This is a genomic window from Vibrio sp. LaRot3 (assembly GCF_027587025.1).
Lineage (GTDB): Bacteria > Pseudomonadota > Gammaproteobacteria > Enterobacterales > Vibrionaceae > Vibrio.
Genome location: NZ_JAPPTI010000002.1, coordinates 269,364 through 293,635, shown reverse-complemented (window position 1 = coordinate 293,635; position 24,272 = coordinate 269,364). Strand labels below are relative to the sequence as shown.

Below are 24,272 nucleotides of genomic sequence, written 5' to 3'. Positions count from 1 at the left end.
AATAAAACTATTTTGATTAGTGGTGATTTTGACTCGATCCTAACTAGCACTGGCATTTCTTTGCTATATTTAATTCTGCACACATACATCCCATCATCTGCTCAACATCTCGGTGTAAAGTAAAACGCCTATTTACATGGCACGCTAAGGTAGATAGGAATAGTTGCGTTTACCCCCGTAATATACGACAGGGGGTGTCGGTTACAGCACTCGTTCAAGCTTCTTATTTTCCGTTGAAGTCGTTCCATATAGTTCATTTTCTAGCTCAAAATAGTCATAAGATTTTTGAACTTTAAAGCGCTTAAATGTAAGACCAGCAGAAGCCGTTGCTGCATCAACAAATGCATCACGTTCCTTTCTATCACCACGCTCATGACTAGAGTCATCTAACTCAATCACCATATGAATATCTAGTGTTTCAGGGTCACACAATACAAAATCGTAGTGCTTACAAGCAATCTGGTTGAACGCTCTACGCCAATTACTTTTGTCATATTCACCTTTCTTTGGGCTTAACACATCAGCAATGCGCACTTTAGAAAATACGAGATGGCGATTTCTAACAGAGACGGTTAACGCTCTATAAAAGGCGAGTTCTGATTTTGTAACCAGAGTCTTTCTCGATTGGTATAAGTAATCGGTCGTTATTTTACTTTCGCTTATTGCGTTTGGTGAGTTGTTCGTTCGTCTTGATAACCGCCCGATAAGAACCAAAACGAGAATAATACCAACAGCGAATACGATAAATTTAAGAACCATGTAACTTTCCTTTCTTTGGAAGATTCGAAATATTATCAACTATTTGCATATATTTAAGAGCGAAAGATCAAAGATCGTTAGTCTTTAGGGGTAAGACTTTCACCCCGTATTACTATACGGGGATGCTGCTTCGCAGTGCGGACACTCATTTCCGACACTCCAATGAGTGAGGTGTTGTAGGTTAGGTGGGTTGCTGTAGCAAAAGCCCCACTGGTGCGGTGAGGCTCTGCGAGGGTTGGCTTAATAGGAAAGGCGTGTGATTTTCTTTGTGTTGAGTGGGACAGCTAACCGCGCCAATCGGCTTGCTCGATTTCCTTGCCGCAAGTGGGTGGCTTGGTGCTTCGTTCCCGCTGCGCAGTCACTTTTCCCTGCGGGGCTAATTCAGTTAGGTGTTTTGTTGATGGTATCCCCGACGAAACGGGGCCCCTCCATCAAAAAACACCGTATTAAAGTAGCTTAGGCATTTGGATAAGTTCTTCTTCCTCCGGTTTGTTTTCCACGACCTTGCGGCAAGTGACAATGCGACTCTCACCGTGATAACTCATTTGATAAACGCACTCGGACAGGCGCTTAAACTCATAGCCAAGTTGCAGCAAATCGGAATGCTTGAGGCTGAACTCCAAACGTTGCTCTCGATACACATCGACATAAACGCGATAGAAGCTCTTGTCAGCATCAAACCCCGTATTGGTAAACACCGCTTGTTTGCTCCAACCAGAAACAAAGAACTCGAAATCCTCTAATAAACCAAACCCGCGTGGGGCAGCTGGCTTACGTTCGTCGGTTGCGTTCGCTTCGCTAGTTTTGGTTTCGGTTTGCTCAGTCGGATGACTGGCCACGTCTTCTTCATCGTCACCGCTGAACATCATAAAGCCGAGCACTATCAAGTAGAGGATACCGCCAAACACAAACACCTTACCCAGTTTGTATTGCCAAGTGTCATACACGCTCTTGGTATCGGTCGCTTGAGCTTCCGTTACCGCAGAACTACTGGCCGTGTGCGATTGGTAGAACGGGAAGTAGTTCTTATCGTAGGTTCGCGTTTCTTCAAACACTGGGTTTTTGGTTTCACTGCCGAGGAAGTTCTTACGCGTATAGGTCTTATCCGTGCCTAAGTGCGTGTTCTTCACACAGTAGTAGGTCATCTCAATCATATCTTTGATGTCTTTGTGGATCTTACGCAGGTTCTGCGTCACCAAGATGATGTCGATACCGTGATGGCCGTGCATGGAATAGAAGTACAAAATCTCATTGTGCAGTTGGCGGCCAAGCACCATGTGGGCTTCATCAATCAGAAACAATGGCCCTTGGTTTTGTTCGTTGCGCCACTCGGTTTGATAGTCTTCAGGATGGGTGAAGGGACGCTCCTTTGCACCATAGTCGTTAAACTTACCTTCGCGCACTTCAATGAGGTCGGCCTTATCTCCAAACACCTTGCGTATGCGCTCGATGTTCACGGGAATATTGGTGATGACCTGACGACCCGCTTTGATAGCAGGGATGATGTGAAACACGACGGCTTCATAGGATTTGCCCGAACGTGGGCGACCGACTAATGCGTATATCATGATCCTAACCTCACAAATGGGATCAATTGCAGCAGTACGCGGATAATCAACGCACTAGTCACGATGACCAGCATTTGAGGCACACCAATTTGCGACAGTACCCAAGAGACTCCGGCAGGCAAGGGCAGGTTATCCGGCATTGGGATAGCAGACAGTGAAGCAAGGATAGACTCAAGCAGCTTATTGACCACGGTAAGCAGTTGGTCAAACACAAAGCCCGCTATGTCTTTGAGCGCATCAATTAACGCCCTGAACAGAGCGTAAAAGAACTCCAGAATTTTGTTAATGGCATCGGTTATCCAGTCCATATTAACCCCCGAACACTAAAGAACGTGCGTAAAGAATGGTGGAAGCCATGAGCACGATACGAATAAACAGAAAGATGTTGCCCAGTCCCGCAACTTGGAAGATGTCATGGCGACCATAGTTACCAAACGCGCCAAAGTTCAGGTCAATAACGTAAGAGGGCTTCGATGCATTACTGATGTCGAGCGTGTTGAACTTGTCCATCATGCCCGTAGTCACTTGCTGTTTCAGTTGCTCGTAATGCTTCATCAATATCCCACCGATACCATTCTCATAGGCGGGTTGATACAACCGCATGCAACTGTCGGTTTCCCAACAGCCACCTTTACCAATCTTGGAGGTATCGACCGTGGTCAGGGTATTAGTCAGCTTCTCGATACGGTTGCCAACCTCATTCACGCTATTGGTCACACCATCGATATTTGAGGCGAGGCCATCGACACTTTGCTTGACTTGCTTGGTCGCTTCGATTTGATCCTTTGCGTTTTGGTCTGCTGTAGCACTGGCGTTTGCTATCTCGGTTTTGGTGTCATCGGCCTTAGTCAGTAAGTCATCAAACTTAGTGGATTGACTGAGTAACGTTTGATCGAGTTTATCCAGGCGCGAGTTTGAATCGAGTTTGAGTTCATCCAGCTTGGCGATGACATCGGCGTTGCCTTTGTCCTTATCACCGGCATTATTATCGCCGCCAGAGCCGTTACCACCTGAGTTGTCACCACCGGAATTGCCACCCGAGTTACCCCCATTATCACCGCCCGTATTTGGGTCGGTGGGTTTCGGCACGCCTTGATTACAACTGAAACTGTAGTTATTGCGGTCGGTACAGCTATGGGAAAAGTCAGTCAGATGATTAGGGTACTTAGCGGCACACGCTTCGTTCTCTTTGACCAGCATGTCGGTAAACTCAGACGAGTCACAAAAGGGATCTTCTACGATGGGTTGGCACTGGCCGAGTTCGTCCAGTTCGTGACCAACGGGACAGGATTTCTCACAGACACCTTTTTCGTCTACTGTTTTACCTTCGGGGCAACTGGCCACCTTTTTCAGAATGAAACCTGTGCTGTTTCGCTGATATTTGCCCGAGCCATAACGAAAACCGTTCCAACCTCCATCAAACGTCGCAAAGTAAATGTCACTAATCCGCCCTTGATAGTAATCCACGCCTATACAATTTGAGGTAATGGCGGCCTTAGAGCCAACCCAACCAATCACCAAACCACAACTTGGAATACCACCGCCACCTGTCATCTCATACAACTGCGCAGCCGAGGCCGTGACAGGCAACAAGCAGCAACACAACAGCAAGAACTTGCTTTTCATCATTCGTTTACCCAATAAAAAAGGGCGCTAAGCGCCCCAGTTAATCCCTGAAATTCAACGAGGCGATGAAGCCTGCCATCCCACCAATCAATACCCAGATGGTGAGCTGCATGTCGAACAGGGCAAACACCATTACGCTTTACCAATCACACGCTTGGCGATGCTAATGCCTTTCTCTGACATACAAATGCCAACGATAACCACACCAATACCAACGACACCCGCCGCAACAGCGGTCAGGTTAATCGCACTGAGGTAGTTTGAAACAGGGTCAGAGGCGTCAGCGGCCATCGCATTGCTCGCCATTACGACAGAAGAAAGAGCTAGGATTTTAAGTTTGTTTTTCATAGTGATACCTATATGAGTTTAATGAGGCGTTTTGCTAGAGCGACGCCATACGTGGATAAATAACCAAGGCCAAATACAATGGCGAAACCAAAGGAAACGGCCGTGCCTACTTGAGCGGGAGACAGCGATTGATGGGTCATCAACTGGCTGTACTCCGCAGAACTGACCATCACAAAAGCAGTGCAATCACTCGGACGGGTAATCTGTCCTTGACTCACTAACACACCGTTAGCCGCAATATCGATACACATGGCCATGCGATGAACTCCAATTAACCCAGTGCTTTAATGTCCACAACGTGGTTACGCTGCGGATTGCTTGGGTCTACGTCTAAATGCAGTTCGCATTGCATCGGGAACTGGTCATTGAGCTTTTGAAATTCCGCCACCAAAGACGGGCTAGGGTTCATTTGGATTTGCTTTTGCACCAAGCCGACGGCATTACATGCGCCTTTCTCAGACTTCCAACCCTCATTTGGGGCAAGGTAGTTCACCTGAGCAAAGTTGTAAGGGCGATCGTCTTTCTTAGATAGACCTTGCGAGTGTTCGCAGCCAATCACAATGACGGTTAATTTAGACATGGGATAATTCTCCAGATTGATTTAAGTTGTCCCGACAGACTGGAATGTTTAAACGGTCGGGAATATCGCTTTGTGTTAAGCCTTTGGTTAACAAGGCCACCACGGTTTGCGGGGTCTCATTGACCATGTTCATTAGGTTGATGAATTTGCCGTACTGGTTACGGGCATGCTCTAAATAGCGCTCAAAACTGGCGCGAGCAATCACACGAGAGATAGGAATAATCATTGGTTCAACGTCGTCCAGAGCTGCGGTCAGGGCAGGGTATGAGCCCGCAAAATAGGGGTCGCTATTGATGAGCACCTCAAGCGGCAGTTCGCGATTGTTATTGCGCAGTTCGACTTCTAGGCGCACCCAATTAGGGTAATCGGCTGACTTGAGTTGTTTGCCTTTCTCATAGCCTCGGAACAGCTTGCCGTTCTTGCGGTTGCCGACATAAAACGTGCGACCACCATCTGGCACCATTCCATATTTCTTTTTGTCGTCACTGGTGACCAATGAGCCCGATTCAAAGTAACCGTATTTAGGTGGCGCACCACGAGTGATAAAGTCACCGTTTTCATAGGCATTGCGCAGAGCGGGCACATCGATGTGGCCTTGTAAGTCATCAAAGGCAATATCGACCCGAGTCAAACGCACGTCAGGCATTTGCAATAGCGCCTTGTGTAACACATCCATTTTGATAGCCGCGCAGCCAACACCAGAGAACGACACGTAGTAACCGAAGTTCTTTGCGCCCCAAGCCACTAAACCCGCTTGAGTTCCATTACACTGTAACTTTGCGCTATGTGAATATCCGGCAAAACCGCCACTGGGTTGTAGCGTCCACACATTACCATCCACCGTGATTTCGGTATTGAGCAATTCAAGGAACGATTCAATCTCGCCATGACAAAGCACGTCGAGCATATCGATGCCGATATTGGCAATCAGATGCTGATAGCAATCGTTGAATGACATACCTGTGGCAATACACACATCCGCGTCACGCAGTTCTTTATCCAGTGCGGCATAGTACAAATCGCGATTGGCGAAGTTCTCTTGTTCAACACAGCCAAGCACTTGCGCGAGGTTTTCCGCGAAGTAACGAATCTTGGTATCTTCACAAAACTGGATTGCGTTAGGGCTTTGTGATGCTGTAACGTTTTCACGCTCATTTAAAGCAAAGCGCTGTTTCGCCATTTCTTTACAACGTGTCAGCAGCAACGGAGAACCGGAAAAGCTCAAGAAATCGATAATGGTCTTACTCATGGTGATTCACCTCGAACGCACCAGACTCGCGAAGCTGCAATTGGTTGTCGTGAGTAATCTCAATCAGTTCGCGGTCATCTTCACAGGCGAACAAATACATCTCGTGTTTGGTTTTGAAATACTCCGGTAAACCATCAATCGAGCACCAGTAACCATCAGCGTGTTGTTCGAAGTAAACCGGACGTTTACGAGATGTCGTATAATTGAAAGTCATATCACGCCCCGATTTTTGCGTTAACGGCATGAATCAAGCGACGTGTCATTTCGCAATCAGCCAAAGCACGGTGAGCGGATAAATCAGACACATCAACACCTTGTTGAGCACAGGCATTAGTAAGAGATTGCCACTTAAAGTTTTCGTGGTATTCATTCCAATCACCATAAAATTCGGCATACCACAGCATGGCGCAATCACCATCAATAAAGTGAAGTAAGTTATGAAGTGGATAGCCAAAATCGGATAGCGATTGACGAATCAGGCGGAAGTCATAGTTGAAGTTATAGATGATTACAGTTTTATCGAATAGGTGAAACTTAACCGTATCCCAAACCAAATCGAATGTTGGCATGTCTTTAACATCCGAGTCGGAAATTCCATGAACTGATTGAGCTTCCTGTGGGATTTTGCATTGTGGATTTACCAAATGACTAAACAAAACTTCACCAGAATTCGCGCAGATTACGGAAATTTCAACGATTCGAGCATCGGAATCCAAACCTGTAGTTTCAGTATCGAGTATCACAGCATTTGAGATATCAATCTTTTCCATGACAACCACCTTGAACAGTTGGGCGACCACCAAGAACAAAAGCTTCAAGGGTTTTAGTTCGAGGTGGTCTGAAGTGATCGCCCGAATCACCGAGACAAGGAAAGATGAAACGGGCTTAATACGCTTAATTGCGTATAGTAAATACGCGAATAAGCGTAATGTAAATACGCAAAATCGAGTACAGATAAGCTAGAATCAAGTGAATACGCATAACTGAGGATTCCGAAAATGTACATTAATGACTTACTAGATGCCTATAAAACGGCTAAGAACTATGTGCAGGAAAAGCAAATTGCACATGACTTAGATATAAGCGTCCAAAAGTTATCAGATATACGCAAAGGAAGACGCTATCTAACTGAAACAGAAGCGCTTTTTATCGCCAAAGAAATCGACGCTGATACAGAAATGGTTTTGGTGTACCTAGCTGCGGACAAAGCGAAAACTTACGAAGCTCAACAAGCGTGGGCAAAGATTGCAAAAAAGTTTGACGGGCTCGGTTTATCAGGCGCTTCAATGGCTTGCATGGGTTTAGCTTTGTGGATTGGAGTCCCGTCGGATGCATTGGCTCAGTGCGTATTATCTATCTTATGTTAAATAATCTATCGATGTAGATATCTGACTAGCCCCATTGCACCGCCAATATTCTGCCTTGCTTAAGGAGCTCAGCAAAGACACTTAACATAACCGATTTACCATAAAGTACTTAATATTCAATCATCGTCCTGAAGACGATAACTGAATATTGCCTCTAAGAGTGCCATTCGTCGTAATGGCATGTGACTTGCTCTTCTATGCCTATTTTCAATCGATTATAGATGTCTTATAGGTATGGAAACTTGCCCGAATTATCAATGCCCTAATTGTAGTGGCGATCATCAATTTGAGCTAAAGGATATTGATACGGTATTAAACACTGGAGAACTAACCTGCATTTATTGTAAAGACAGTCTCGTTGTGTCTGAGGATGGCTATGAGCTTGTAAAACTAAGAAAATCGCTAAGAAGCAAAATGTAGGCATGTTAATTATGTTTGTCTCAGCGTTAGTCGTGGCTGTGTTAAAGCAAACTCGTTAACACCGCTTAGTTTGGATTCTTGTACTTAAACAAATGAATATCTTCGATGACGACGCCGGCATCTGAAATTTCTCCGATCAACTTAGCGTATTGTCCTTGCTCTGCGTAGTACCAGATTAACTTATGTTCGTAACAAATTACCCCAAGCCTTTCTAGCTCGATTCCACCTTCACATGGGGGCTTTCCGCCTTTGATGTATTCATCGTTCTTCCCTAACACTTTAACGACAATTTCACCCTCATAGCGAGTCGTAAGATGCAAAATGTTTTGTATCATTAAATGCGCGCCCAAGCATAAAATTGAGTTAAATACGGTTATGACAAACAAGCCGTAAAGCATCTCTTTAAATGGCACATCCAAAGTACCTTTTTGGTAGTTACGCCAAATTCGCCATATCACCAAAAACGCCAGACCATAAAAGTACAAATATACGGTTACGCCATCTACACTATCTGGCCACGTTTTAAAGGTATGAATTTTAGGTAGCAGTAAACCGCCAAAGATTCCGAGGAAAGCGATGATGGAATAAACATATACGACCCAACCACACAGTGTGGAAGGAATGAATTGTTTGATTTTCATACACCAGAAAGAAATGAGTGCAAATTACCGCCTATGATACATTAAGACAAAGGTAAATTTTTCCATAAATATCAATTTACTAGCAATAAAAAAGGAGTGCGATTGCACTCCTCTTAAATCATCGGTAAACGCTATCAGCCGCCTGCGAGTTTAACCGTGTGACCCTTTTTCTCGAGATGAGCTTTTATCTTATCTCTTGCATCACCTTGGATTTCGATCGTGCCATCTTTCACTGAACCGCCACAACCACACACTTTTTTGAGTTCTGCCGCCATGAGTTTTAGCTGAACATCATCCATATCTAAACCAGTGACTACGCTCATGCCTTTTCCCTTGCGTCCTTTGGTTTGCTTTTCAATACGAACGATGCCGTCACCTTTTGGGCGCTGCGGTTTATCTTCTTCTGGTTTAATTCGGCCAGTTTCAGTGGAGTATACAAGAGTCATAACTTACTTCTTTTGCTGTTCTGCTTTTTTCTTCGCGATGAGATAAGCTTCGATGTGTTTCTGAATCGCTAGTTTACCACCTTTAATCAAACGACCGTTAAAAAAACAGTACCAAGCGTTGGGTTCGCCTGTGTCGTTTTTAAGCATGTAACCATAGAAATTTTCTTGAACCGCTTTACCGGCAGCTTCTCGCTGTTTCGATAATGATGAGAACTCTTTAGGATCGATGACAGTAGCGGTATCGCAAAACCAATCAATGCTTTTTTTCAGCGCAGCCATGTTGCCCTGTAAAACTCGAGTTTTAATTTGAACTTGCCAAATATCAGTTGAAGTACCAACGGTCTTAATATTAAAGCCTCGGTATGTCGCTACAGCCATAGTTTCAAACTTCTCAATTAGTTAGATGTTTTTAATAATAATTGTAAATTTGCGGTAAGCAAGTATATTTAGTTGAATATTATGGTTATAGTGCACCAAAATGAGAAAAAACCTGCCCATCATCACAGATGAACAAGTGAAAAAACAAACGATTGCTCAGTTTATAAACTACGCTTCGCTAGATGAATTCGCTCAACTTACTAGCAACCAGTATTCTCGGAGTTCATTGTTAGGCTTTACCAAAGATTGGAACTTGTTTTTGGAATTTTGCCATTTAAAACGCGTCGCTCCCCTGCCCGCATCTACTACCGCGGTACGTTTGTACTTAGAAAAGTGTGGAGAAAGCAAAAAATACGCGACCATACGACGTTACACGGTCACTATATCTTTAGTTCATCGTTTGTTGAGCTTCCCAGACCCAACTACAAATAGCAGAGTTCAATCAGCACTGGCTGGACTTCGCTTAAATAAGAAAGGTGACAGTAAACAAACGGAGTCTTTTACTAAAGAGCACCTACAAACATTAACAGAGCAACTATCTAGCTCCGACGACTTACTAGATATTCGTAACCTCGCTATCTATCACGTAATGTTTGATGCCTTGATGAAGCGATCTGAACTGAAAAACTTAACAGCGGTTAATATAGATACAACTCAAACTCCCTACTCTATCGTGCTGGGTGAGCATCGCTATCCACTTACTGAGCGCGGACATCAATGTTTGAATCGATGGCTAAGTTACAGAAATCACAGCTCCAACTATATTTTTACTTCAATCGATCGCCACGGAAACGTTGGTGAAGACAGGCTCAATGATTCATCGATATATCGAGTATTACGTAAGGCAAGTGAGCAGCTAGGATTAGCTGTCGCGTTCTCGGGCCAATCGTTACGAGTTGGTGCTGTTAAAGATTTAGCGAACCAAGGGGTGAATACTAAAGAGATTCAAATTAGAGGGCGTTGGCTCAGCCCTGCAATGCCCTATCAATATTTAGGAAATAGAACACAAGCAGAGCTGGAAAAGATGAAGTTCTTAACGATTAAACCTATCGATTAAATGGACGAGTTCACGCAGTAAGCTAAAAACTCATGGAACTTATCACCGTTGTTTTCAAGCATTTTCGGGAACATCGAAATTGGTGTCATTCCTGGGAAGGTATTCACCTCATTTAGATAAATTTGGCCATCTGGCGTTAAGAAGAAATCAATTCGTGATAAATGACGTAGTTTCATCTGCTTAAACACTTTTTCGGCGTTAACACGAATCGACTCAAGCTGATCTTCAGTTAAGTTTTGCGCTTCGATATCTGTGGTTGAATGGCTTGTTTCAGCATACTTTTCTTCGTAGCTGTAAAACGCGTCTTCGGGCGCTTTTACTTCACCCGGCTTTGTTAATACTAATTCACCGTTGTACTCATACGCAGCGACTTCTAATTCACGAGGCTTAACTGCTTGTTCAACAAGTACTTGATCTGAATAGGTGAACGCATCACTGATGGCCTTTTGCAGCTCAGATAGTTCAGTGACTTTATAACAACCAACTGATGAACCTTGGCACGCAGCCTTAACAAACACACTGCCCCATTGATTAAATGCCTCAACACTACGCGTGTATGATTCTTGATTATCTTCCGATAGGAACAAATATGGCGTATTAGGGATACCAAGTGCGTCGTACCACAATTTAGAAGTGATCTTGTTAAAGCTGTTGGTGCTTGCTTCAGCACGGCAACCTAAATAAGGAATACCTGAAAGCTCTAAAAGGGATTGAATATCACCGGTCTCACCAGGGAAGCCATGAATACATGGCACTACAAAGTCGATATGAAGAGAAGTATCGGCAAAGTTAAGTTGACCGGTGTTGGTATCAAGTAACGCAAGTTCACCGTTCTCGGTAAACCAACCGTCTTTCTTCATTTCTACGCGAATTACCGAGAATTCCTCAGTAAGCTCTAACTGAGATTGCAGGTAGTTAGCAGAAACTAGAGAAACTTCGTGTTCTGACGAACCGCCACCACAAAGTAGAAGAATGGACGTTTTTTTCATTAAAATCTTTCCGTGAAACGACAAAAGCAAAGGTCAGTCCATAATAAAGAAAACTGAGCCAAGTTACACTTGTATCGCGAATATTATTAAGGCAGATAGCCTGTTAGGCCAATATTTAGACGTTAAAAAAGGGGCGATTGCCCCTTTTTATCAATTTAGCTTGTTAAGGGTTGGGTATGGCGAGTTTTTAATTGCGTCAATACTCTTAACGAATGGCTTCAATGCTTTGAACTCAGCCGGTAGGCGGCTAATTGCTTTTTTGGCATCAGCTTGCGTTGCGTAATCGCCGTAAAGCACCGTGTACCACTTCGTACCGTTAACAACTTTGTAGTTTTCCCATACTGGCTCACCGTTGCTTGGAAGGTTGCGAGCAAAGTGGTCAACTTTAGCCTGAGAACCTACAGCCACTACTTGGATAGTGTAACCGTAGCGAGCAGGCATCGCGTTTTGTTGCTTTTTAGAAGGCGGTACGATGGTGACTGCTGGTTTAGTTTCAACAGCGACAAGTGCTGGCGTTTCGACTGTCGTTTCTGCTACTTCGTTAGTTACAGGCAGTTCAACTTGCGCTGTTTTGTAATCTTCGCGGTAACTCTCTGAACTTACATCTGTTGTGTATTGTCCTGACACACAAGCGGAAAGTAATACAGATAAGCCAACAATTGCTATTTTTTTCATGAATTCTTCAAAGCCCTAGATAGAATTTACTGTAAATCATGCCGTTAGACAGACCTTTAATCAAGCATACTGCGTGAATATATTATTAGACACTGTGACTTATAACACAAACTGATACGCAGTTTCGGTGATCTGATTAAAACAACGCCAATTTATCACAGCATATACGCTTAGAGTCCGTTACGATAAAGTGAATATATCGTTAGGAAGTTGATTTATGAACAGTTTAAGCCAGCTACTTAAGCCCAAATCGATTGGAGTTATCGGCGCGTCAACTCGACCAATGCGAGCAGGCAATATCGTGATGAAAAACCTGCTCCAAGATGGTTTTGAAGGTGCGATAATGCCAGTCACGCCCAACTATACCTCTGTATGTGGCGTGTTGGCTTACCCTAACATCGATGCCCTTCCAATTATTCCCGATGTCGCCATCCTTTGTACTCATGCGAGCCGAAACATTGAGATCTTCACTCAACTGGCCGCTAAAGGAGTGAAATCGACCATTGTACTTTCTTCCGATATGCATGAGCTTAGCAGTACTGGCGAATCTATCGAGAGCTTGTGTATTGGCATCGCCAAGGCTTCAGGGATGCGCGTGCTGGGGCCGAATAGCTTGGGGTTGATATTACCTTGGCTCAATTTCAATGCTTCGTTTTCACCTGTCAACGCGCAGAAAGGTAAAATCGCCTTCATCTCGCAATCGGCCGCCATGTGCACCACGATTTTGGATTGGGCGAATGATAAAAACATTGGCTTCTCTGCATTTATTTCGCTTGGCAACGCGCTAGACGTAGATTTTGCTGATCTACTTGATCATCTTGCTACGGATACACACACCGAAGCGATCCTACTTTACGTCGATACGATCAAAGACGCACGCCGCTTTATGTCAGCCGCTCGAAGCGCTTCTCGAAACAGGCGAATTTTGGTACTCAAAGGTGGGAAAACCGCAGAAGGACGTCGAGCTGCTCAAGCGCATACTGGCGGCAATGACACACTCGATATCATTTACGATTCGGCAATCCGCCGTACAGGTATGTTGCGAGTTAAAAATTCTCATGAGCTGTTCGCAGCCGTAGAAACTCTGACCCACTCTGTGCCATTGCGTGGCGAACGACTTGCGATAATCACAAATGGCGGTGGCCCGGCGATAATGGCAGTGGACACATTACTCGAACGTGGTGGTAAATTAGCTGCGTTAGATGACTACACTCTTGAGCAACTGTCCAATAAGTTGCCATCGAGTTGGAGCAACAACAACCCTATCGACATGGTTGGCGATGCCGACAGTAAACGATACGTCGATACACTCAATACAATAATGGATAGCGATTGTGCCGACGCAATTCTCATCATGCATAGCCCCTCTGCTATCGCTCGCTCAGAGCAGACCGCCATCGCTATTGTCGAGGCAATAAAGGCTCACCATAGGTACAAAAGATTCAACATCCTTACCAATTGGTCGGGTGAACAAACCGCAAAACCCGCGAGAAATATCTTTACTCAAGCCGGTATCCCAACTTACCGAACCGCTGAGAGTGCTGTCGTCGCGTTCATGCATTTGGTCGAATACCGACGCAATCAAAAGCAATTAATGGAAACGCCCACCACGGCTGAACCTGTTCATATTAGTGAACTTGAAAATGCGAAGTCATGGATAAACCAACAACTACTGGATAAAGATACAGTTATTTTAGACACACATCAAATTGGCTACTTTTTACGCTGCTTTAACTTTAACGTATTGCCGACATGGATAGCCTCTGAAGCAAGTGAAGCGGTACATATTGCCGGAGAAATAGGTTATCCCGTAGCCGTTAAATTGCGCTCACCCGATATTGCTCATAAATCAGATGTGCATGGCGTTATGCTCAATTTGCGTAACAGTCAGGAGGTGGCAAGTGCGTCTCAAGCCATTCTTGATCGAGTCAAGCTCTCCTATCCTGCCGCTAACGTCCACGGGCTATTAGTCCAAGGCATGGCAAAGCTTGCCGGTGGCGAAGAGATAAGAATTAAGGTCAAACATGATGATACTTTTGGCCCTGTGATTCTGCTTGGCCAAGGTGGTTCTGAATGGGATGAAGCGCTCGATGCTGCGTCTGCATTGCCGCCATTGAACATGGCACTCGCACGTTACCTTATCGTAAGAGCGATAAAAAGCGGCAAAATACGTCTTCAGAAACTGCCTGATCCAATCGACATAAATGGCCTATCGGAAGTGTTAGTTAAAATATCCCAAATGGTGGTGGATTGCCCGCAAGTGCATGAGCTGGATATACATCCAGTACTGGCCAATGGCAGTGAGTTTACCATTCTCGATGCAGATTTAACGCTTAAAACCTACCAAGGCGATGCACAGCAAAGACTCGCCATTAGGCCTTATCCTGTCGAGCATGAAGAGTGGGCAGCACTCAAAGATAAACGACAAATTTTATTGAGACCCATCCTACCCGAAGATGAGCCATTACATGCTCAGTTTATCAATGGCGTATCGAAAGATGATTTATATAAACGCTTCTTTTCCGATGTTGGTGAGTTCAACCATGAAGCCTTAGCCAAATTCACCCAAATTGATTATGACCGTGAGATGGCATTTGTCGCCGTCAGAGAACAATCTGGTCAACAAGAGATCATTGGCGTATCACGAGCACTGATCAATCATGACAATAGTGATGCAGAATTTGCCATCTTGATTCGCTCTGACATGAAAGGACAAGGGCTAGGAAAACTACTGATGAGCAAAATCATCGATTATTGTAAGGCGAAGAAGACCCAACAAATGTCGGGGATGACCATGCCTAACAATCGTGGAATGTTAACCCTTGCACAGCGGTTGGGCTTTGAAATTGATATCCAGTTTGAAGATGGCACAGCAGACATGGTGCTGCGTTTATAGCAGCACCGTATGGTTATTTCATCGCCCAGTTTTTATTTAGGTATTGAATACACCATGATTTCGCTTCACCAATCTTATTTCGTTTCCACGCCATAATAATATCGATTGGAAAAGGCTCAGTGCCTTCAATCTGCTGTAATACGCCCTGTTCGATAAGAGGCAGCGCGACTGTTGAAGGAAGCGTGCCTATACCTAAGCCACTTTTCAACGCTTCGACTTTGGATGCAAAATTGCTGACCGTAAGGCGCGGTTGCTTCTGTAGCACGTTAATCGAAAGTGGAGGCTGCTCTCTTGCCGTATCAGCTATCGCAATAATGCGATATTTTTCTTGTGCTGTTTGATCAAACTCACCCACTCGCTTGTGTACATAGTGATCTTTTGCCGCAACCCAGATCATTTCAAGCTTTCCGATAGTTTGATGCTTAATTTCCAAAGGCAAGTTATCAAGCTGCGGGCACACCAATAGATCTGAACGCCCTGTTTCTAGCGACTCTAAGCCACCAGCAAGTATCTCTTCTTGTAGACGTATTCGCGTGCTACTCACGTTACCGAGGGCATCAACCATAGCGAAAAAGTTATCAATAGGAATAATGCCATCAAATGCGACAGTAATATCAAGCTCCCAACCATTGGCAAGCACACTGGCATCGTTAACCAGTTTTTCGGTAGCCGATAGAATTGCCCGGCCTCGTTCAAGGATCAACTTGCCCGCTTCTGTAAATGCGGCTTTATGCCCAGAGCGATCAAAGATCATTATATCGAGATCTTGTTCGAGCTTTTGAATTTGATAACTTAACGACGACGGCGCTCGATCAAGCTCATTCGCCGCTGCAGCAAAGCTGCCCCTTCTATCAATTGCGTCAAGAATATGAAGTGCTTCAAGAGTCACTGGACTCTGCATGTCTCCTCCTAATGACAAAACTGTCATATACAAAGCTCAAATCTGAGAAAATTCACAGAATACGAAAAAAATTTTAAAGAAATATTAAACAAAATAACAGTTTGTAAGCCAAGTAAAAACAAACAGTTAGAGCCATGTAGCCCATATTCTGAACATTTCAAACCAAAAACCACTTAATGCGAATGGTATTAATTATCATTTAGATCAAATAGAATCCTCTTCGGTTTACCACTCTCACTAAAATAACAAGTAAGGTTTAGTTTCAAATGTATAAGAAAACACTCCTCTCAACATCCATTATTTTGGCGTGTTCGCCAGTAGCATTTGCTCAAGATTTCGATTTATTTGATGAAGTTGTTGTCTCTGCAACCCGAACAAGCCAACAACTCGACGATGTAGCCGCTTCGGTCACGGTGGTGACTGATGAAGATATCGAAGCTAACTTATCTAACAGTGTCGAAGATATTCTAAAATACACGCCTGGCGTGACTGTGCAAGGCGATAGCCGCCAAGGTGTTCAGTCAATCAACGTTCGTGGTTTAGAAGGTAATCGCGTTAAAATCATCGTTGATGGCGTATCGCAAGCAAACCAATTTGAAAACTCATACGCGTTCATCAACTCAGGGCGCGTTGACGTTGATGTCGATCTACTTAAATCAGTAGAAATCGTCAAAGGTGCAGCTTCATCATTACAAGGCTCTGATGCCATCGGTGGTATCGTAGCGTTTGAAACAAAAAGCCCAGCTGATTTCTTAAAAGACGGCAACGATGTTGGTGGCCATGCGAAGTTTGGCTATTCATCCGCTGATTCGACCTTTTCTGAGTCTGTCGCTATCGCAAATCGATTTGATGATATAGAAACCCTGATTGCTTACACTCGTAAAGATGGTGAAGAGCTAGATAACTTCGGTGAAACCTACCCGCTTGAGTCAACAGCAGACAACCTACTAGGTAAACTTCAAATCCAATTAAATGATGATCACCGTCTAGAGTTTACAGGTGAATACATCGATAAAGATACTCAATCAGACCTAACGAATAGTAACCGTAATAGCAGCGGCAGTTATGATACTTACTTGGGTGATGATACAGAAACAAAAACGCGCATTGGCGTTAAACACCTTTGGGCGACCAATACCAGCTTTGCGGACAATCTAGAATGGCAATTGGATTACTTAGATAAAGAATCAAACGGGCTAACAGATCGCGTCAGCAGCTCAAATACGCAAAACAAAGATTACGTTTACGAAGAGTCCGGTCTTCAGTTTAACTCTCAGTTCGACAAGTTCATTACCCTTGGCGGTTCTGAGCACTACCTTGTTTACGGTTTCTCCTACTCTAATCGCGACATTTCAAACGTAAACCACGAATACAACAGTAGCAGCGCAGACAAAATTGTTTATTACGTACCAGATGCGACTGAAACAAAATACGGCCTGTTTTTACAAGATGAAATCGCTTTCGGCGATAGCTTAATTGTCACTCCTGGTATCCGTTACGATTCATACAAAACTGACCCTAATGGCGGCATCGCTAATGGCAATGATGGTGGCTTTGACCAAGATTCTTATAAGACTTACGAAGAATCTGCGGTAACTGGTCGTCTTGGTGTGACTTGGTCCGTCAATGATGAACACAAACTATTTGCTCAAGTCAGTCAGGGGTTCCGAGCGCCAGACTTCCAAGAGCTTTACTACTCGTTCGCAAACGCGGCGCATCGATACACGTCATCGCCAAACCCTGATTTAAAAGCAGAAGAAAGCATTTCTTACGAACTCGGATGGCGCGCAAACAATCGCTTCGTTCGCAACGAAATCGCCGTATTCCAAAGTGAATATGATAACTTCATCGAACGACTATCTCGCGCAAGTACAAACCCTGCGTTCCGCACTGAGTACTACTACGACAACGTGACAGAAGCGACCATCAAAGGTATCGAACTGTCTAACATGTTAGATTGGCACGAGATTGCAGATGCGCCTAAAGGTTTAACAACCAGTTTGGTTGCCGCTTATACCAAGGGTGAAGACAACGAAAACAATCCACTGAACTCAATCATGCCTTGGAATGCGATTGCGGGTATTAGCTTCGACGCTCCTTCTAAAGTTTGGGGGACTTCATTGAAGATCTCTTATACCGCGAAGAAAAAAGAGGGTGACATCATTGATAGTGTTGACCGTTACGGCAACCCAGAGGGCAAATTTGCACCAGACGCCTCAACAGTGGTTGATTTAACTGCCTACTACCGCCCAATTGAAGACTTAACCATTCGCGGCGGTCTCTTCAACCTAACTGATGAAGAGTACTACAACTGGACAGATGTACGTGGTCTAGCTGAAGAAGACAAATTCTACACTCAAGCAGGTCGAAACTTCTCTGTTACCGTAAAATATGACTTCTAAACCAACATAGAAGTCCTAGAAAAACAAAAGCCAGCGAAATCGCTGGCTTTTTTCTATTTCAAACATTCAAAAAAGTATAAAGAAATTGGGCTGAATGAGTGATTATTTTGAGGTTTTCATCTCTTTTTTCACCATAATTGCAGATGCAACGATGAATGCGATGATTAAACCTAGTTCCATGACTTACCCCTACGAAAATCAAATTGAACACTTGGACTTACATTCTAAAACGTTGTCATTTTAACAGCATTCGGAAAACATGAAAGTTTTTAACGATTTTTTTACGACTTTTATCGACTCAGATCAAAAACCGCACCGTCCTACTCATTTTCAACAATAATGGTAAATCACTCAATACGGCAAGTTGTTAATAAAACGTATCACTTCATCGTGACTTTCCCACCTGCAAACTTATAAGCGGGTGTACCTCTAACCAAAGTGTCGCGTGCAAATTCAGATTCACAGCCGGGACAAATACAGGGAGTTTGAGTGAAATCATCCACTATTCTCTCTTTAAAACACTTAATCAAAGCGCCTTTTCCTCCCTTTCGGTATTTAAACAGGTGAAAACGGCATTTTGCACAATAAATGTTAACGGTTTTACTTGGCTGTTTTTTATTTGGTTTGGCCATAAATTAACTTTGATTCTCTTCCATTGGCTTAACCCAAACCTCACTGAAGTCAAACCAGCCTAGAGCATTACATTTCGCGTTCTGCAGTGCACCACATTGATCCTTGCTTACCCCTAACCAACAATGGAACATAGGAATGAGCTGCATTTTGTCTGCCAATAACTTACCCAGTTCCTGCGCGGCAAATGGTGTCGATTCAGATTGTCGCCACTGAGTGACAACGTCACTCCACTCAGCAAAATCGGCCTCTTGGCTCATGGTATCAATATCACTGTAATCCAATAGCCAACCTGCTAATGCATCATCTCGGTTTTGGCCAAGCCCCATTGGCTTTATCCAAATATCGACTTTCGAGGTGTCTGGCATTTCCAAATCATAGGTGATCAGCTCAACCTCTAAGTTATCCTGCTTTAACAACGCTTCAAGACACTTAACTAAGGTTGGGAACATTGGATGCATACCATGATACGCAATCGTCACGGTTCGGTAACTAGGTGGGGGCGTATAGTGGGATTGGCGAGAGTGATGATACCAACCGGGCTTTAAGCCGTGTGCAGGCAATGCGCCCAGTTCAACCACCTTATCTTGAGGTAACTGCTGAAAGACACTCAAGGAAGACAAGCGCTGGCTGAAATAACGCGCCCAATCATCTTGTTTTGCGAGGCCTTCCTTACGATTAAGAAGCAAAAAGGTACAACCGGGATCGAGTTCAACTTCATCATTCATCGTACTGCCAGTACGTGACATTGGCTTCGCGAGGCTTGGAAATACAATCGACGAATGCAGCGCATTGATTACCCAAACTTCAACACTGTCCATGAGCGGTCTAAAGCCAAAGTAGCCATCAAAGGCTTTTAACACCAGACGCTTCTCGTCATTTTGCACCACTTTATATGGCCCAGTACCGATGGGAAACTGGTCATACTCTTCAGTGCGTGAAGAGACTGGTAGCAAGATTTTTGCGCATGCTTCGGTGAGCAGAAGTGCCAATTTATAGTCATCTTGAGAGAGGTGTATATCGAGAACGTTCTTCTGGTGAACTTCCGCCAGTTTAATATGGCTAAAAAGCTTACGACTCTTCAATGAATTGATACTTTCTGCCACGGCTTCTGTGGTTAACAAATCGCCATTATGGAATCGGACCGCAGGTCTTAAATAAAAGCGCCAATGGCGCGGCGATAGCATCTCCCAACTATGAGATAAGTCAGGCTGTAGCACTTCTTGGTCGTCGAGTTTAGTTAAGCCACTAAACACTTGTCGCGTAATATGTTGCTCTGAACGACGAATGTATTTACGCGGGTTAAGCATGGAAAGCGGACGATAATAAGGCAGGCGAACAACTTGCTCCCCCTCTTGATGCTGTACACCGAGGTAGCTCTCCACCACTTGAGCAAGTTTAGCCGCATCTTGGTCGAGCACTTTAAGCGCTTGGCTTATTTTGCCTTCTTCGAGATACCTTCTCGCCAGCGTTTCACTTACGTCGGCGCGAGTTCGCTTAAAGTTAAGTTGAGAAAGCTTGCCACGCCCCGGAGCTGGGTGCCATTCTAACCAACCCTCTTCTTCCATTTTGTTTAATACAATCCGAGCGTTGCGGCGAGTACAGCAAAGTATGTCCGTGATGTCTTCTAGCTGGACGCCAGAGTCAACACCATCATAGTGTTCAAACAGGGTTTCGAACTGAACGCGAAGGCGGGGGCTACTCATAAAGGGGAAATCTCAACCAATATTGGATATTGATTTATTTTCCCCCATTTAAAATCATTAGATCAAGCGGTTACTCAATCGCAATACCAATTTGTGACGCTAATTCCTCGATTTGCTCTTGGTTATCTAATTTAACTGACCATTTGCACTCGCTGCCATTTACATTAACCACATTGGCGCCGCGACCAATCAATTGAACCGCATCAACTTGCGCTTGAAGTGTCACCATCGCGTCACCTGTTAGTCTCACGACAATTTCATGGGCCGTAGCGATGATTTTTCCATTGGAAAATTCAATAACCATTATTCGCTTTTCGCTTTCTTATGTTGTTTTACTGCAATCGTTAAGCGACTGGTACACACTAATCGCTCTCGTTCATCGGTAATATTGATTTGCCATACTTGAGTGGACACACCTAAATGGATTGGCTTCGCAGTACCTATCACCATGCCACTGCGCATTGCTCTGACATGATTGGCATTGATATCTAAACCAACGCAATAACTCTCTTCTGTAACGCAGAAATTCGCCGCAACTGAGCCTAAGGTTTCTGCCAATACTACCGATGCCCCGCCGTGTAACATACCGAGGGGTTGATGAGTAAAATGACAAACCGGCATAGTGGCTTGAATAAAATCCTCGCCTACTTGCGAATATTCTATCTGTAAGTGCTCGATTAGGGTGTTTTTTGAGGTTTGATTTAAGCGCTGTAAATCGATTTCACGTTTCCAAATACTCATACTTTTCCTACGTAGAGAAAGCCAAGACATCAATGAATGATGAATCACTCATCACATCTGGCTATTGAGGTTGGTAGGCTATCAGTTTAACCTAATGTTATAATTAAGAAATAGCTAGTTTATATGGAACGTAATATGTCGTGGTTTAAGTATTCAACTCTTGCCTTAACGATTGGCTTAACTGCCTGTACCGCCTCACCGACCGGTAGAAACCAAATTCTGCTCTTTTCCGATAACGATATGAGCAGCTTAGGCGCGCAATCTTTTGAGCAAATGAAGCAGAAGCAAAAGATCAGCAGCGACAAGAAGCTCAATAACTACGTTCAATGTGTGGCTGGCGCCATCACCCGTTATGTACCTGTTCAAGGCTCATTCCAAGAGTGGGAAGTGGTGGTATTTGATAGTAAGCAAGTGAATGCCTTTGCTCTTCCGGGCGGTAAAATCGGTGTGTACACCGGATTGTTGGATGTAGCAGAAAACCAAGACCAACTCGCAACGGTAATTGGCCACGAAATTGCTCACGTTCTTGCCGATCATAGTAATGAACGCTTATCTCAATCCCAACTGGCTAATGCCGGTTTACAGATTACCAGCGCCGCACTTGGTGCATCAGACTACGCGCAGTATCGAAATGCAACAATGGCTGCCCTTGGCTTAGGGGTGCAATATGGGGTGTTAATGCCCTATGGCCGAACTCAAGAATCAGAAGCGGATATTGTTGGCCTAGAACTCATGGCTAAAGCGGGCTTTGATCCACGAGAAAGCGTCAACCTTTGGTACAACATGGCGAAAGCCAGTGGCGGTAAGCAGCCACCTGAGCTGCTGTCTACTCACCCATCTCACAGCACTCGGATATCGGATCTTCAGCAAACTATGGAGCGTTTACCCAGCTACGCCACTCAGCGTCCGAACTGTAAGATATAGAACTTATTCACCGCGGTAGAAACTAAATAGGGAGCATTCGCTCCCTATTTTTATGTACCTAAGATTTGCATCGGCAATGACAACATGGTGTCACCGGATGAAGCAAAGTACCAGATGATTGAGATAAGCCCAGCTACCAAGGCGACATACCAAACCGCCGCCACACATTGACCATAACGATCAAGAGGCAGTAAATGGCTTGAATGGCGATAGCGCCACTCCAATATGACTTCCAACATACCCATAATCAGTAAAAATCCCAGCAGCGTAAGCCCTAACCAGTAACTTAAAAATACGCCGCCGGCCGCGGCTGCGGTACATAACACCAAGCCCGCTAAGGAGTTCATTGAAAAACTGATGCTTTTGAGTATGTGTCCGCCATCTAACGGCAAGATTGGCAATAGATTGAATAAATTAAGAAACGCATTGAACGCTGCAAGCCCGGCAAAGAACACTTCACCCGTAATCCAATACACACCAACTAAAATAACAGACAGCACAAAACCAAACATTGGCCCCATTATGGATATCACCACATCCTGCCAACGGGTATTGATCTTTTCGTCGCTGAGGGCCAGACCTCCTAAAAATGGTACAAGGTAAATCCCCTTGGTTTTCATACCAAAGTACTTCATTGCTTTAACATGACCGTACTCATGCACCACTAAACAAGCAATCAACGCCAAAGCAAACTGAAATGAGAATAACCATGAGTACGCGGCTAAACTTGCGGACGCAAAGATCACTTTGATCATCTTCGCGCTTTTGAGCGCTTTCATACCAAGAGAGACAAGGCCAATTAGGCTAAAACGTTTTTCAGCAGGCGGCGGCGTGTAGGGTGTTTGCTGCTCAATATCTTTGGTCGTCCGCTCACCTTGCGTGATCAATTGACCATCTACCGTTGCACTATAACGAAATTCAAAAGGTTGCCACTCAAGTTCACAATCCAGTTGGCACTGTAATTCACTCTCTCCATTAGTGAGAGTGAACTTATGCTGGCTATTTTTTCCGCGTTCAGAATCGGCATTTAACTGCGAAACAATTTGGTTATCCCAAAACAATTGTTGCCATCCAGCCATTGAACCTTCTAAACGAAGAGGCTTGCCAAGAAACTCTATTGATAATAGTTCCAATCTATCAACCTATTAAATTGCTATAAAAAACTAGCTGATTATGCCGCTAAGCTCTAATAAGGTAAATAGCGAGTGACAATATGTTACACGGTCACTCAAATAAGTTATTGATGAGGTTTATATTTGTTATTGATAGCGCTACAAATATCAGCGAAATGTCAGTTTGCACAAGTTAATCCTTTGCTTTACCGCATCCCCCTTTCTTTTCCATGGATAAAGTGGATAATAGCCCCGTTTATTAACCCCGACTATATGTGAGTCCATTATGTCTATTGAAGCAACAATGCTACAACGCTGTGAATCTAAATGTGAATTATGTGCTAACGAAGCACCTCTAACGGCATACGCTGTGCCACCACACAGCCACGTGACGGTTGATCACGGCATCATGGTATGTGACAAATGTATGGGTGAAATTGATGACCCACAAGACATCAACCACTGGCGTTGTCTAAACGACAGCATGTGGAGCCAAGTTGTTCCTGTACAAGTAACTGCATGGCGCCAACTTACTCGCCTAAATGCAGAAAGCTGGGCACAAGACGCGCTAGATATGATGTACATGGAAGAAGAAACAAAAACTTGGGCAATGAAAGGTATGTCTGCTGACGACAAGCCATTCGATTGCAACGGCGTTGAGCTTAAAAAAGGTGACGACGTAACGGTTATCAAAGACCTACCAGTGAAAGGCACTAACCAAGTTATCAAACAAGGCACGGTTATCCGTGGCATCAGCATTGGCGACGATCCTAAGCTTGTTTCAGGTAAAGCAAACGGCGGCCAATCTATGTACGTGATTGCAGAATACTGTCGTAAGAAGTAATTCTCACTCATAA

The 24,272-nt window shown here is 44.3% G+C and carries 27 protein-coding genes; 6 read left to right on the top strand and 21 right to left on the bottom strand.

Annotated elements, in window-relative coordinates; all coding sequences use genetic code 11:
- Nucleotides 1–201 precede the first annotated feature (201 nt).
- The 10 genes from OH461_RS08045 to OH461_RS08000 form a co-directional block, all read right to left on the bottom strand.
- The gene (locus OH461_RS08045; protein ID WP_270020119.1) at nt 202–759 is read right to left on the bottom strand and encodes a DUF2726 domain-containing protein; all 558 of its coding nucleotides are present in this window, start codon (nt 757–759) and stop codon (nt 202–204) included.
- Nucleotides 760–1,205: 446 nt separating this feature from the next.
- The gene (locus OH461_RS08040; RefSeq protein WP_270020118.1) at nt 1,206–2,327 is read right to left on the bottom strand and encodes a zonular occludens toxin domain-containing protein; all 1,122 of its coding nucleotides are present in this window, start codon (nt 2,325–2,327) and stop codon (nt 1,206–1,208) included.
- Complete coding sequence (locus tag OH461_RS08035; RefSeq protein ID WP_270020117.1) at nt 2,324–2,635, bottom strand: VSK receptor; 312 nt, start codon at nt 2,633–2,635, stop codon at nt 2,324–2,326. Before OH461_RS08035 ends, OH461_RS08040 begins: the two co-directional genes overlap by 4 nt.
- A gap of 1 nt (nt 2,636) precedes the next feature.
- Nucleotides 2,637–3,956: a hypothetical protein gene (locus OH461_RS08030; protein ID WP_270020116.1), complete on the bottom strand. Its 1,320-nt coding sequence runs from the start codon at nt 3,954–3,956 to the stop codon at nt 2,637–2,639.
- Between the two features lie 129 nt (nt 3,957–4,085).
- Nucleotides 4,086–4,301, bottom strand: a complete 216-nt coding sequence (locus OH461_RS08025; protein ID WP_270020115.1) for a phage coat protein — start codon at nt 4,299–4,301, stop codon at nt 4,086–4,088.
- Nucleotides 4,302–4,309: 8 nt separating this feature from the next.
- A complete protein-coding gene (locus OH461_RS08020) occupies nt 4,310–4,558 on the bottom strand; it encodes a single-stranded DNA-binding protein (RefSeq protein ID WP_270020114.1) in 249 nt (82 codons plus the stop codon).
- Between the two features lie 14 nt (nt 4,559–4,572).
- Nucleotides 4,573–4,881 carry a hypothetical protein gene (locus OH461_RS08015; RefSeq protein WP_270020113.1) on the bottom strand — a complete coding sequence of 103 codons (309 nt, stop codon included), beginning with the start codon at nt 4,879–4,881 and terminating at the stop codon, nt 4,573–4,575.
- Nucleotides 4,874–6,130, bottom strand: a complete 1,257-nt coding sequence (locus tag OH461_RS08010; RefSeq protein ID WP_270020112.1) for a replication initiation factor domain-containing protein — start codon at nt 6,128–6,130, stop codon at nt 4,874–4,876. Before OH461_RS08010 ends, OH461_RS08015 begins: the two co-directional genes overlap by 8 nt.
- Nucleotides 6,123–6,344 (bottom strand): hypothetical protein, encoded by a 222-nt coding sequence (locus OH461_RS08005; protein ID WP_270020111.1) that lies wholly within the window; start codon nt 6,342–6,344, stop codon nt 6,123–6,125. Before OH461_RS08005 ends, OH461_RS08010 begins: the two co-directional genes overlap by 8 nt.
- 1 nt (nt 6,345) lies before the next feature.
- Nucleotides 6,346–6,900 (bottom strand): 3'-5' exonuclease, encoded by a 555-nt coding sequence (locus OH461_RS08000; RefSeq protein WP_270020110.1) that lies wholly within the window; start codon nt 6,898–6,900, stop codon nt 6,346–6,348.
- A 228-nt stretch (nt 6,901–7,128) separates the two neighbouring features.
- On the opposite strand from OH461_RS08000, the gene OH461_RS07995 reads away from it, so the two are divergent.
- Complete coding sequence (locus OH461_RS07995) at nt 7,129–7,497, top strand: DUF3693 domain-containing protein (RefSeq protein WP_270020109.1); 369 nt, start codon at nt 7,129–7,131, stop codon at nt 7,495–7,497.
- A 485-nt stretch (nt 7,498–7,982) separates the two neighbouring features.
- Here OH461_RS07995 and OH461_RS07990 read toward each other — a convergent pair whose 3' ends face one another.
- The 3 genes from OH461_RS07990 to OH461_RS07980 all read right to left on the bottom strand — a co-directional run bounded on the left by OH461_RS07990 (nt 7,983) and on the right by OH461_RS07980 (nt 9,382).
- On the bottom strand, nt 7,983–8,558 hold the full coding sequence (locus OH461_RS07990; protein ID WP_270020108.1) for a hypothetical protein: 576 nt from the start codon (nt 8,556–8,558) through the stop codon (nt 7,983–7,985).
- Nucleotides 8,559–8,692: 134 nt separating this feature from the next.
- Nucleotides 8,693–9,004, bottom strand: coding sequence for a stress response translation initiation inhibitor YciH (yciH, locus tag OH461_RS07985; RefSeq protein ID WP_270020107.1), 312 nt, complete (start codon nt 9,002–9,004; stop codon nt 8,693–8,695).
- A 3-nt stretch (nt 9,005–9,007) separates the two neighbouring features.
- Nucleotides 9,008–9,382 (bottom strand): DUF3319 domain-containing protein, encoded by a 375-nt coding sequence (locus OH461_RS07980; RefSeq protein ID WP_270020106.1) that lies wholly within the window; start codon nt 9,380–9,382, stop codon nt 9,008–9,010.
- 100 nt (nt 9,383–9,482) lie between these two features.
- Here OH461_RS07980 and OH461_RS07975 point away from each other — a divergent pair, with 100 nt between their 5' ends.
- Complete coding sequence (locus tag OH461_RS07975) at nt 9,483–10,439, top strand: tyrosine-type recombinase/integrase (RefSeq protein WP_270020105.1); 957 nt, start codon at nt 9,483–9,485, stop codon at nt 10,437–10,439.
- Here OH461_RS07975 and OH461_RS07970 read toward each other — a convergent pair.
- The gene (locus OH461_RS07970) at nt 10,436–11,428 is read right to left on the bottom strand and encodes a D-alanine--D-alanine ligase (protein WP_270020104.1); all 993 of its coding nucleotides are present in this window, start codon (nt 11,426–11,428) and stop codon (nt 10,436–10,438) included. The genes OH461_RS07975 and OH461_RS07970 overlap by 4 nt on opposite strands.
- A gap of 150 nt (nt 11,429–11,578) precedes the next feature.
- Nucleotides 11,579–12,103: an SPOR domain-containing protein gene (locus tag OH461_RS07965; RefSeq protein ID WP_270020103.1), complete on the bottom strand. Its 525-nt coding sequence runs from the start codon at nt 12,101–12,103 to the stop codon at nt 11,579–11,581.
- A 217-nt stretch (nt 12,104–12,320) separates the two neighbouring features.
- Here OH461_RS07965 and OH461_RS07960 point away from each other — a divergent pair, with 217 nt between their 5' ends.
- Complete coding sequence (locus OH461_RS07960; RefSeq protein WP_270020102.1) at nt 12,321–14,999, top strand: bifunctional acetate--CoA ligase family protein/GNAT family N-acetyltransferase; 2,679 nt, start codon at nt 12,321–12,323, stop codon at nt 14,997–14,999.
- A 13-nt stretch (nt 15,000–15,012) separates the two neighbouring features.
- On the opposite strand, the gene OH461_RS07955 is transcribed toward OH461_RS07960, so the two are convergent.
- Entirely contained in the window at nt 15,013–15,900 is an 888-nt protein-coding gene (locus OH461_RS07955) for a LysR family transcriptional regulator (RefSeq protein WP_270020101.1), read from the bottom strand.
- Nucleotides 15,901–16,166: 266 nt separating this feature from the next.
- On the opposite strand from OH461_RS07955, the gene OH461_RS07950 reads away from it, so the two are divergent.
- The gene (locus OH461_RS07950; RefSeq protein ID WP_270020100.1) at nt 16,167–18,302 is read left to right on the top strand and encodes a TonB-dependent hemoglobin/transferrin/lactoferrin family receptor; all 2,136 of its coding nucleotides are present in this window, start codon (nt 16,167–16,169) and stop codon (nt 18,300–18,302) included.
- A 380-nt stretch (nt 18,303–18,682) separates the two neighbouring features.
- Here OH461_RS07950 and OH461_RS07945 read toward each other — a convergent pair whose 3' ends face one another.
- From OH461_RS07945 to OH461_RS07930, 4 genes are all read right to left on the bottom strand, one after another.
- A complete protein-coding gene (locus tag OH461_RS07945) occupies nt 18,683–18,934 on the bottom strand; it encodes a hypothetical protein (RefSeq protein WP_270020099.1) in 252 nt (83 codons plus the stop codon).
- A 3-nt stretch (nt 18,935–18,937) separates the two neighbouring features.
- Nucleotides 18,938–20,638, bottom strand: a complete 1,701-nt coding sequence (locus tag OH461_RS07940) for an SgrR family transcriptional regulator (RefSeq protein WP_270020098.1) — start codon at nt 20,636–20,638, stop codon at nt 18,938–18,940.
- A gap of 70 nt (nt 20,639–20,708) precedes the next feature.
- Nucleotides 20,709–20,942, bottom strand: coding sequence for a DUF3389 domain-containing protein (locus tag OH461_RS07935; protein WP_270020097.1), 234 nt, complete (start codon nt 20,940–20,942; stop codon nt 20,709–20,711).
- Complete coding sequence (locus OH461_RS07930; RefSeq protein ID WP_270020096.1) at nt 20,942–21,379, bottom strand: hotdog fold thioesterase; 438 nt, start codon at nt 21,377–21,379, stop codon at nt 20,942–20,944. Before OH461_RS07930 ends, OH461_RS07935 begins: the two co-directional genes overlap by 1 nt.
- Nucleotides 21,380–21,514: 135 nt before the next feature.
- Between OH461_RS07930 and OH461_RS07925 the strand changes: the two genes are divergently transcribed.
- The gene (locus tag OH461_RS07925; protein WP_270020095.1) at nt 21,515–22,303 is read left to right on the top strand and encodes a M48 family metallopeptidase; all 789 of its coding nucleotides are present in this window, start codon (nt 21,515–21,517) and stop codon (nt 22,301–22,303) included.
- A gap of 50 nt (nt 22,304–22,353) precedes the next feature.
- On the opposite strand, the gene OH461_RS07920 is transcribed toward OH461_RS07925, so the two are convergent.
- Nucleotides 22,354–23,436 (bottom strand): site-2 protease family protein, encoded by a 1,083-nt coding sequence (locus OH461_RS07920; RefSeq protein ID WP_270020094.1) that lies wholly within the window; start codon nt 23,434–23,436, stop codon nt 22,354–22,356.
- A gap of 265 nt (nt 23,437–23,701) precedes the next feature.
- On the opposite strand from OH461_RS07920, the gene OH461_RS07915 reads away from it, so the two are divergent.
- On the top strand, nt 23,702–24,259 hold the full coding sequence (locus OH461_RS07915; RefSeq protein ID WP_270020093.1) for an alkylphosphonate utilization protein: 558 nt from the start codon (nt 23,702–23,704) through the stop codon (nt 24,257–24,259).
- Nucleotides 24,260–24,272 lie beyond the last annotated feature (13 nt).

Bases quoted from the DNA above. Each gene is read 5' to 3' on its own strand.
- OH461_RS08045 (WP_270020119.1), bottom strand. From the start codon at position 759: ATGGTTCTTAAATTTATCGTATTCGCTGTTGGTATTATTCTCGTTTTG.
- OH461_RS08040 (WP_270020118.1), bottom strand. From the start codon at position 2,327: ATGATATACGCATTAGTCGGTCGCCCACGTTCGGGCAAATCCTATGAA.
- OH461_RS08035 (WP_270020117.1), bottom strand. From the start codon at position 2,635: ATGGACTGGATAACCGATGCCATTAACAAAATTCTGGAGTTCTTTTAC.
- OH461_RS08030 (WP_270020116.1), bottom strand. From the start codon at position 3,956: ATGATGAAAAGCAAGTTCTTGCTGTTGTGTTGCTGCTTGTTGCCTGTC.
- OH461_RS08025 (WP_270020115.1), bottom strand. From the start codon at position 4,301: ATGAAAAACAAACTTAAAATCCTAGCTCTTTCTTCTGTCGTAATGGCG.
- OH461_RS08020 (WP_270020114.1), bottom strand. From the start codon at position 4,558: ATGGCCATGTGTATCGATATTGCGGCTAACGGTGTGTTAGTGAGTCAA.
- OH461_RS08015 (WP_270020113.1), bottom strand. From the start codon at position 4,881: ATGTCTAAATTAACCGTCATTGTGATTGGCTGCGAACACTCGCAAGGT.
- OH461_RS08010 (WP_270020112.1), bottom strand. From the start codon at position 6,130: ATGAGTAAGACCATTATCGATTTCTTGAGCTTTTCCGGTTCTCCGTTG.
- OH461_RS08005 (WP_270020111.1), bottom strand. From the start codon at position 6,344: ATGACTTTCAATTATACGACATCTCGTAAACGTCCGGTTTACTTCGAA.
- OH461_RS08000 (WP_270020110.1), bottom strand. From the start codon at position 6,900: ATGGAAAAGATTGATATCTCAAATGCTGTGATACTCGATACTGAAACT.
- OH461_RS07995 (WP_270020109.1), top strand. From the start codon at position 7,129: ATGTACATTAATGACTTACTAGATGCCTATAAAACGGCTAAGAACTAT.
- OH461_RS07990 (WP_270020108.1), bottom strand. From the start codon at position 8,558: ATGAAAATCAAACAATTCATTCCTTCCACACTGTGTGGTTGGGTCGTA.
- yciH (WP_270020107.1), bottom strand. From the start codon at position 9,004: ATGACTCTTGTATACTCCACTGAAACTGGCCGAATTAAACCAGAAGAA.
- OH461_RS07980 (WP_270020106.1), bottom strand. From the start codon at position 9,382: ATGGCTGTAGCGACATACCGAGGCTTTAATATTAAGACCGTTGGTACT.
- OH461_RS07975 (WP_270020105.1), top strand. From the start codon at position 9,483: ATGAGAAAAAACCTGCCCATCATCACAGATGAACAAGTGAAAAAACAA.
- OH461_RS07970 (WP_270020104.1), bottom strand. From the start codon at position 11,428: ATGAAAAAAACGTCCATTCTTCTACTTTGTGGTGGCGGTTCGTCAGAA.
- OH461_RS07965 (WP_270020103.1), bottom strand. From the start codon at position 12,103: ATGAAAAAAATAGCAATTGTTGGCTTATCTGTATTACTTTCCGCTTGT.
- OH461_RS07960 (WP_270020102.1), top strand. From the start codon at position 12,321: ATGAACAGTTTAAGCCAGCTACTTAAGCCCAAATCGATTGGAGTTATC.
- OH461_RS07955 (WP_270020101.1), bottom strand. From the start codon at position 15,900: ATGCAGAGTCCAGTGACTCTTGAAGCACTTCATATTCTTGACGCAATT.
- OH461_RS07950 (WP_270020100.1), top strand. From the start codon at position 16,167: ATGTATAAGAAAACACTCCTCTCAACATCCATTATTTTGGCGTGTTCG.
- OH461_RS07945 (WP_270020099.1), bottom strand. From the start codon at position 18,934: ATGGCCAAACCAAATAAAAAACAGCCAAGTAAAACCGTTAACATTTAT.
- OH461_RS07940 (WP_270020098.1), bottom strand. From the start codon at position 20,638: ATGAGTAGCCCCCGCCTTCGCGTTCAGTTCGAAACCCTGTTTGAACAC.
- OH461_RS07935 (WP_270020097.1), bottom strand. From the start codon at position 20,942: ATGGTTATTGAATTTTCCAATGGAAAAATCATCGCTACGGCCCATGAA.
- OH461_RS07930 (WP_270020096.1), bottom strand. From the start codon at position 21,379: ATGAGTATTTGGAAACGTGAAATCGATTTACAGCGCTTAAATCAAACC.
- OH461_RS07925 (WP_270020095.1), top strand. From the start codon at position 21,515: ATGTCGTGGTTTAAGTATTCAACTCTTGCCTTAACGATTGGCTTAACT.
- OH461_RS07915 (WP_270020093.1), top strand. From the start codon at position 23,702: ATGTCTATTGAAGCAACAATGCTACAACGCTGTGAATCTAAATGTGAA.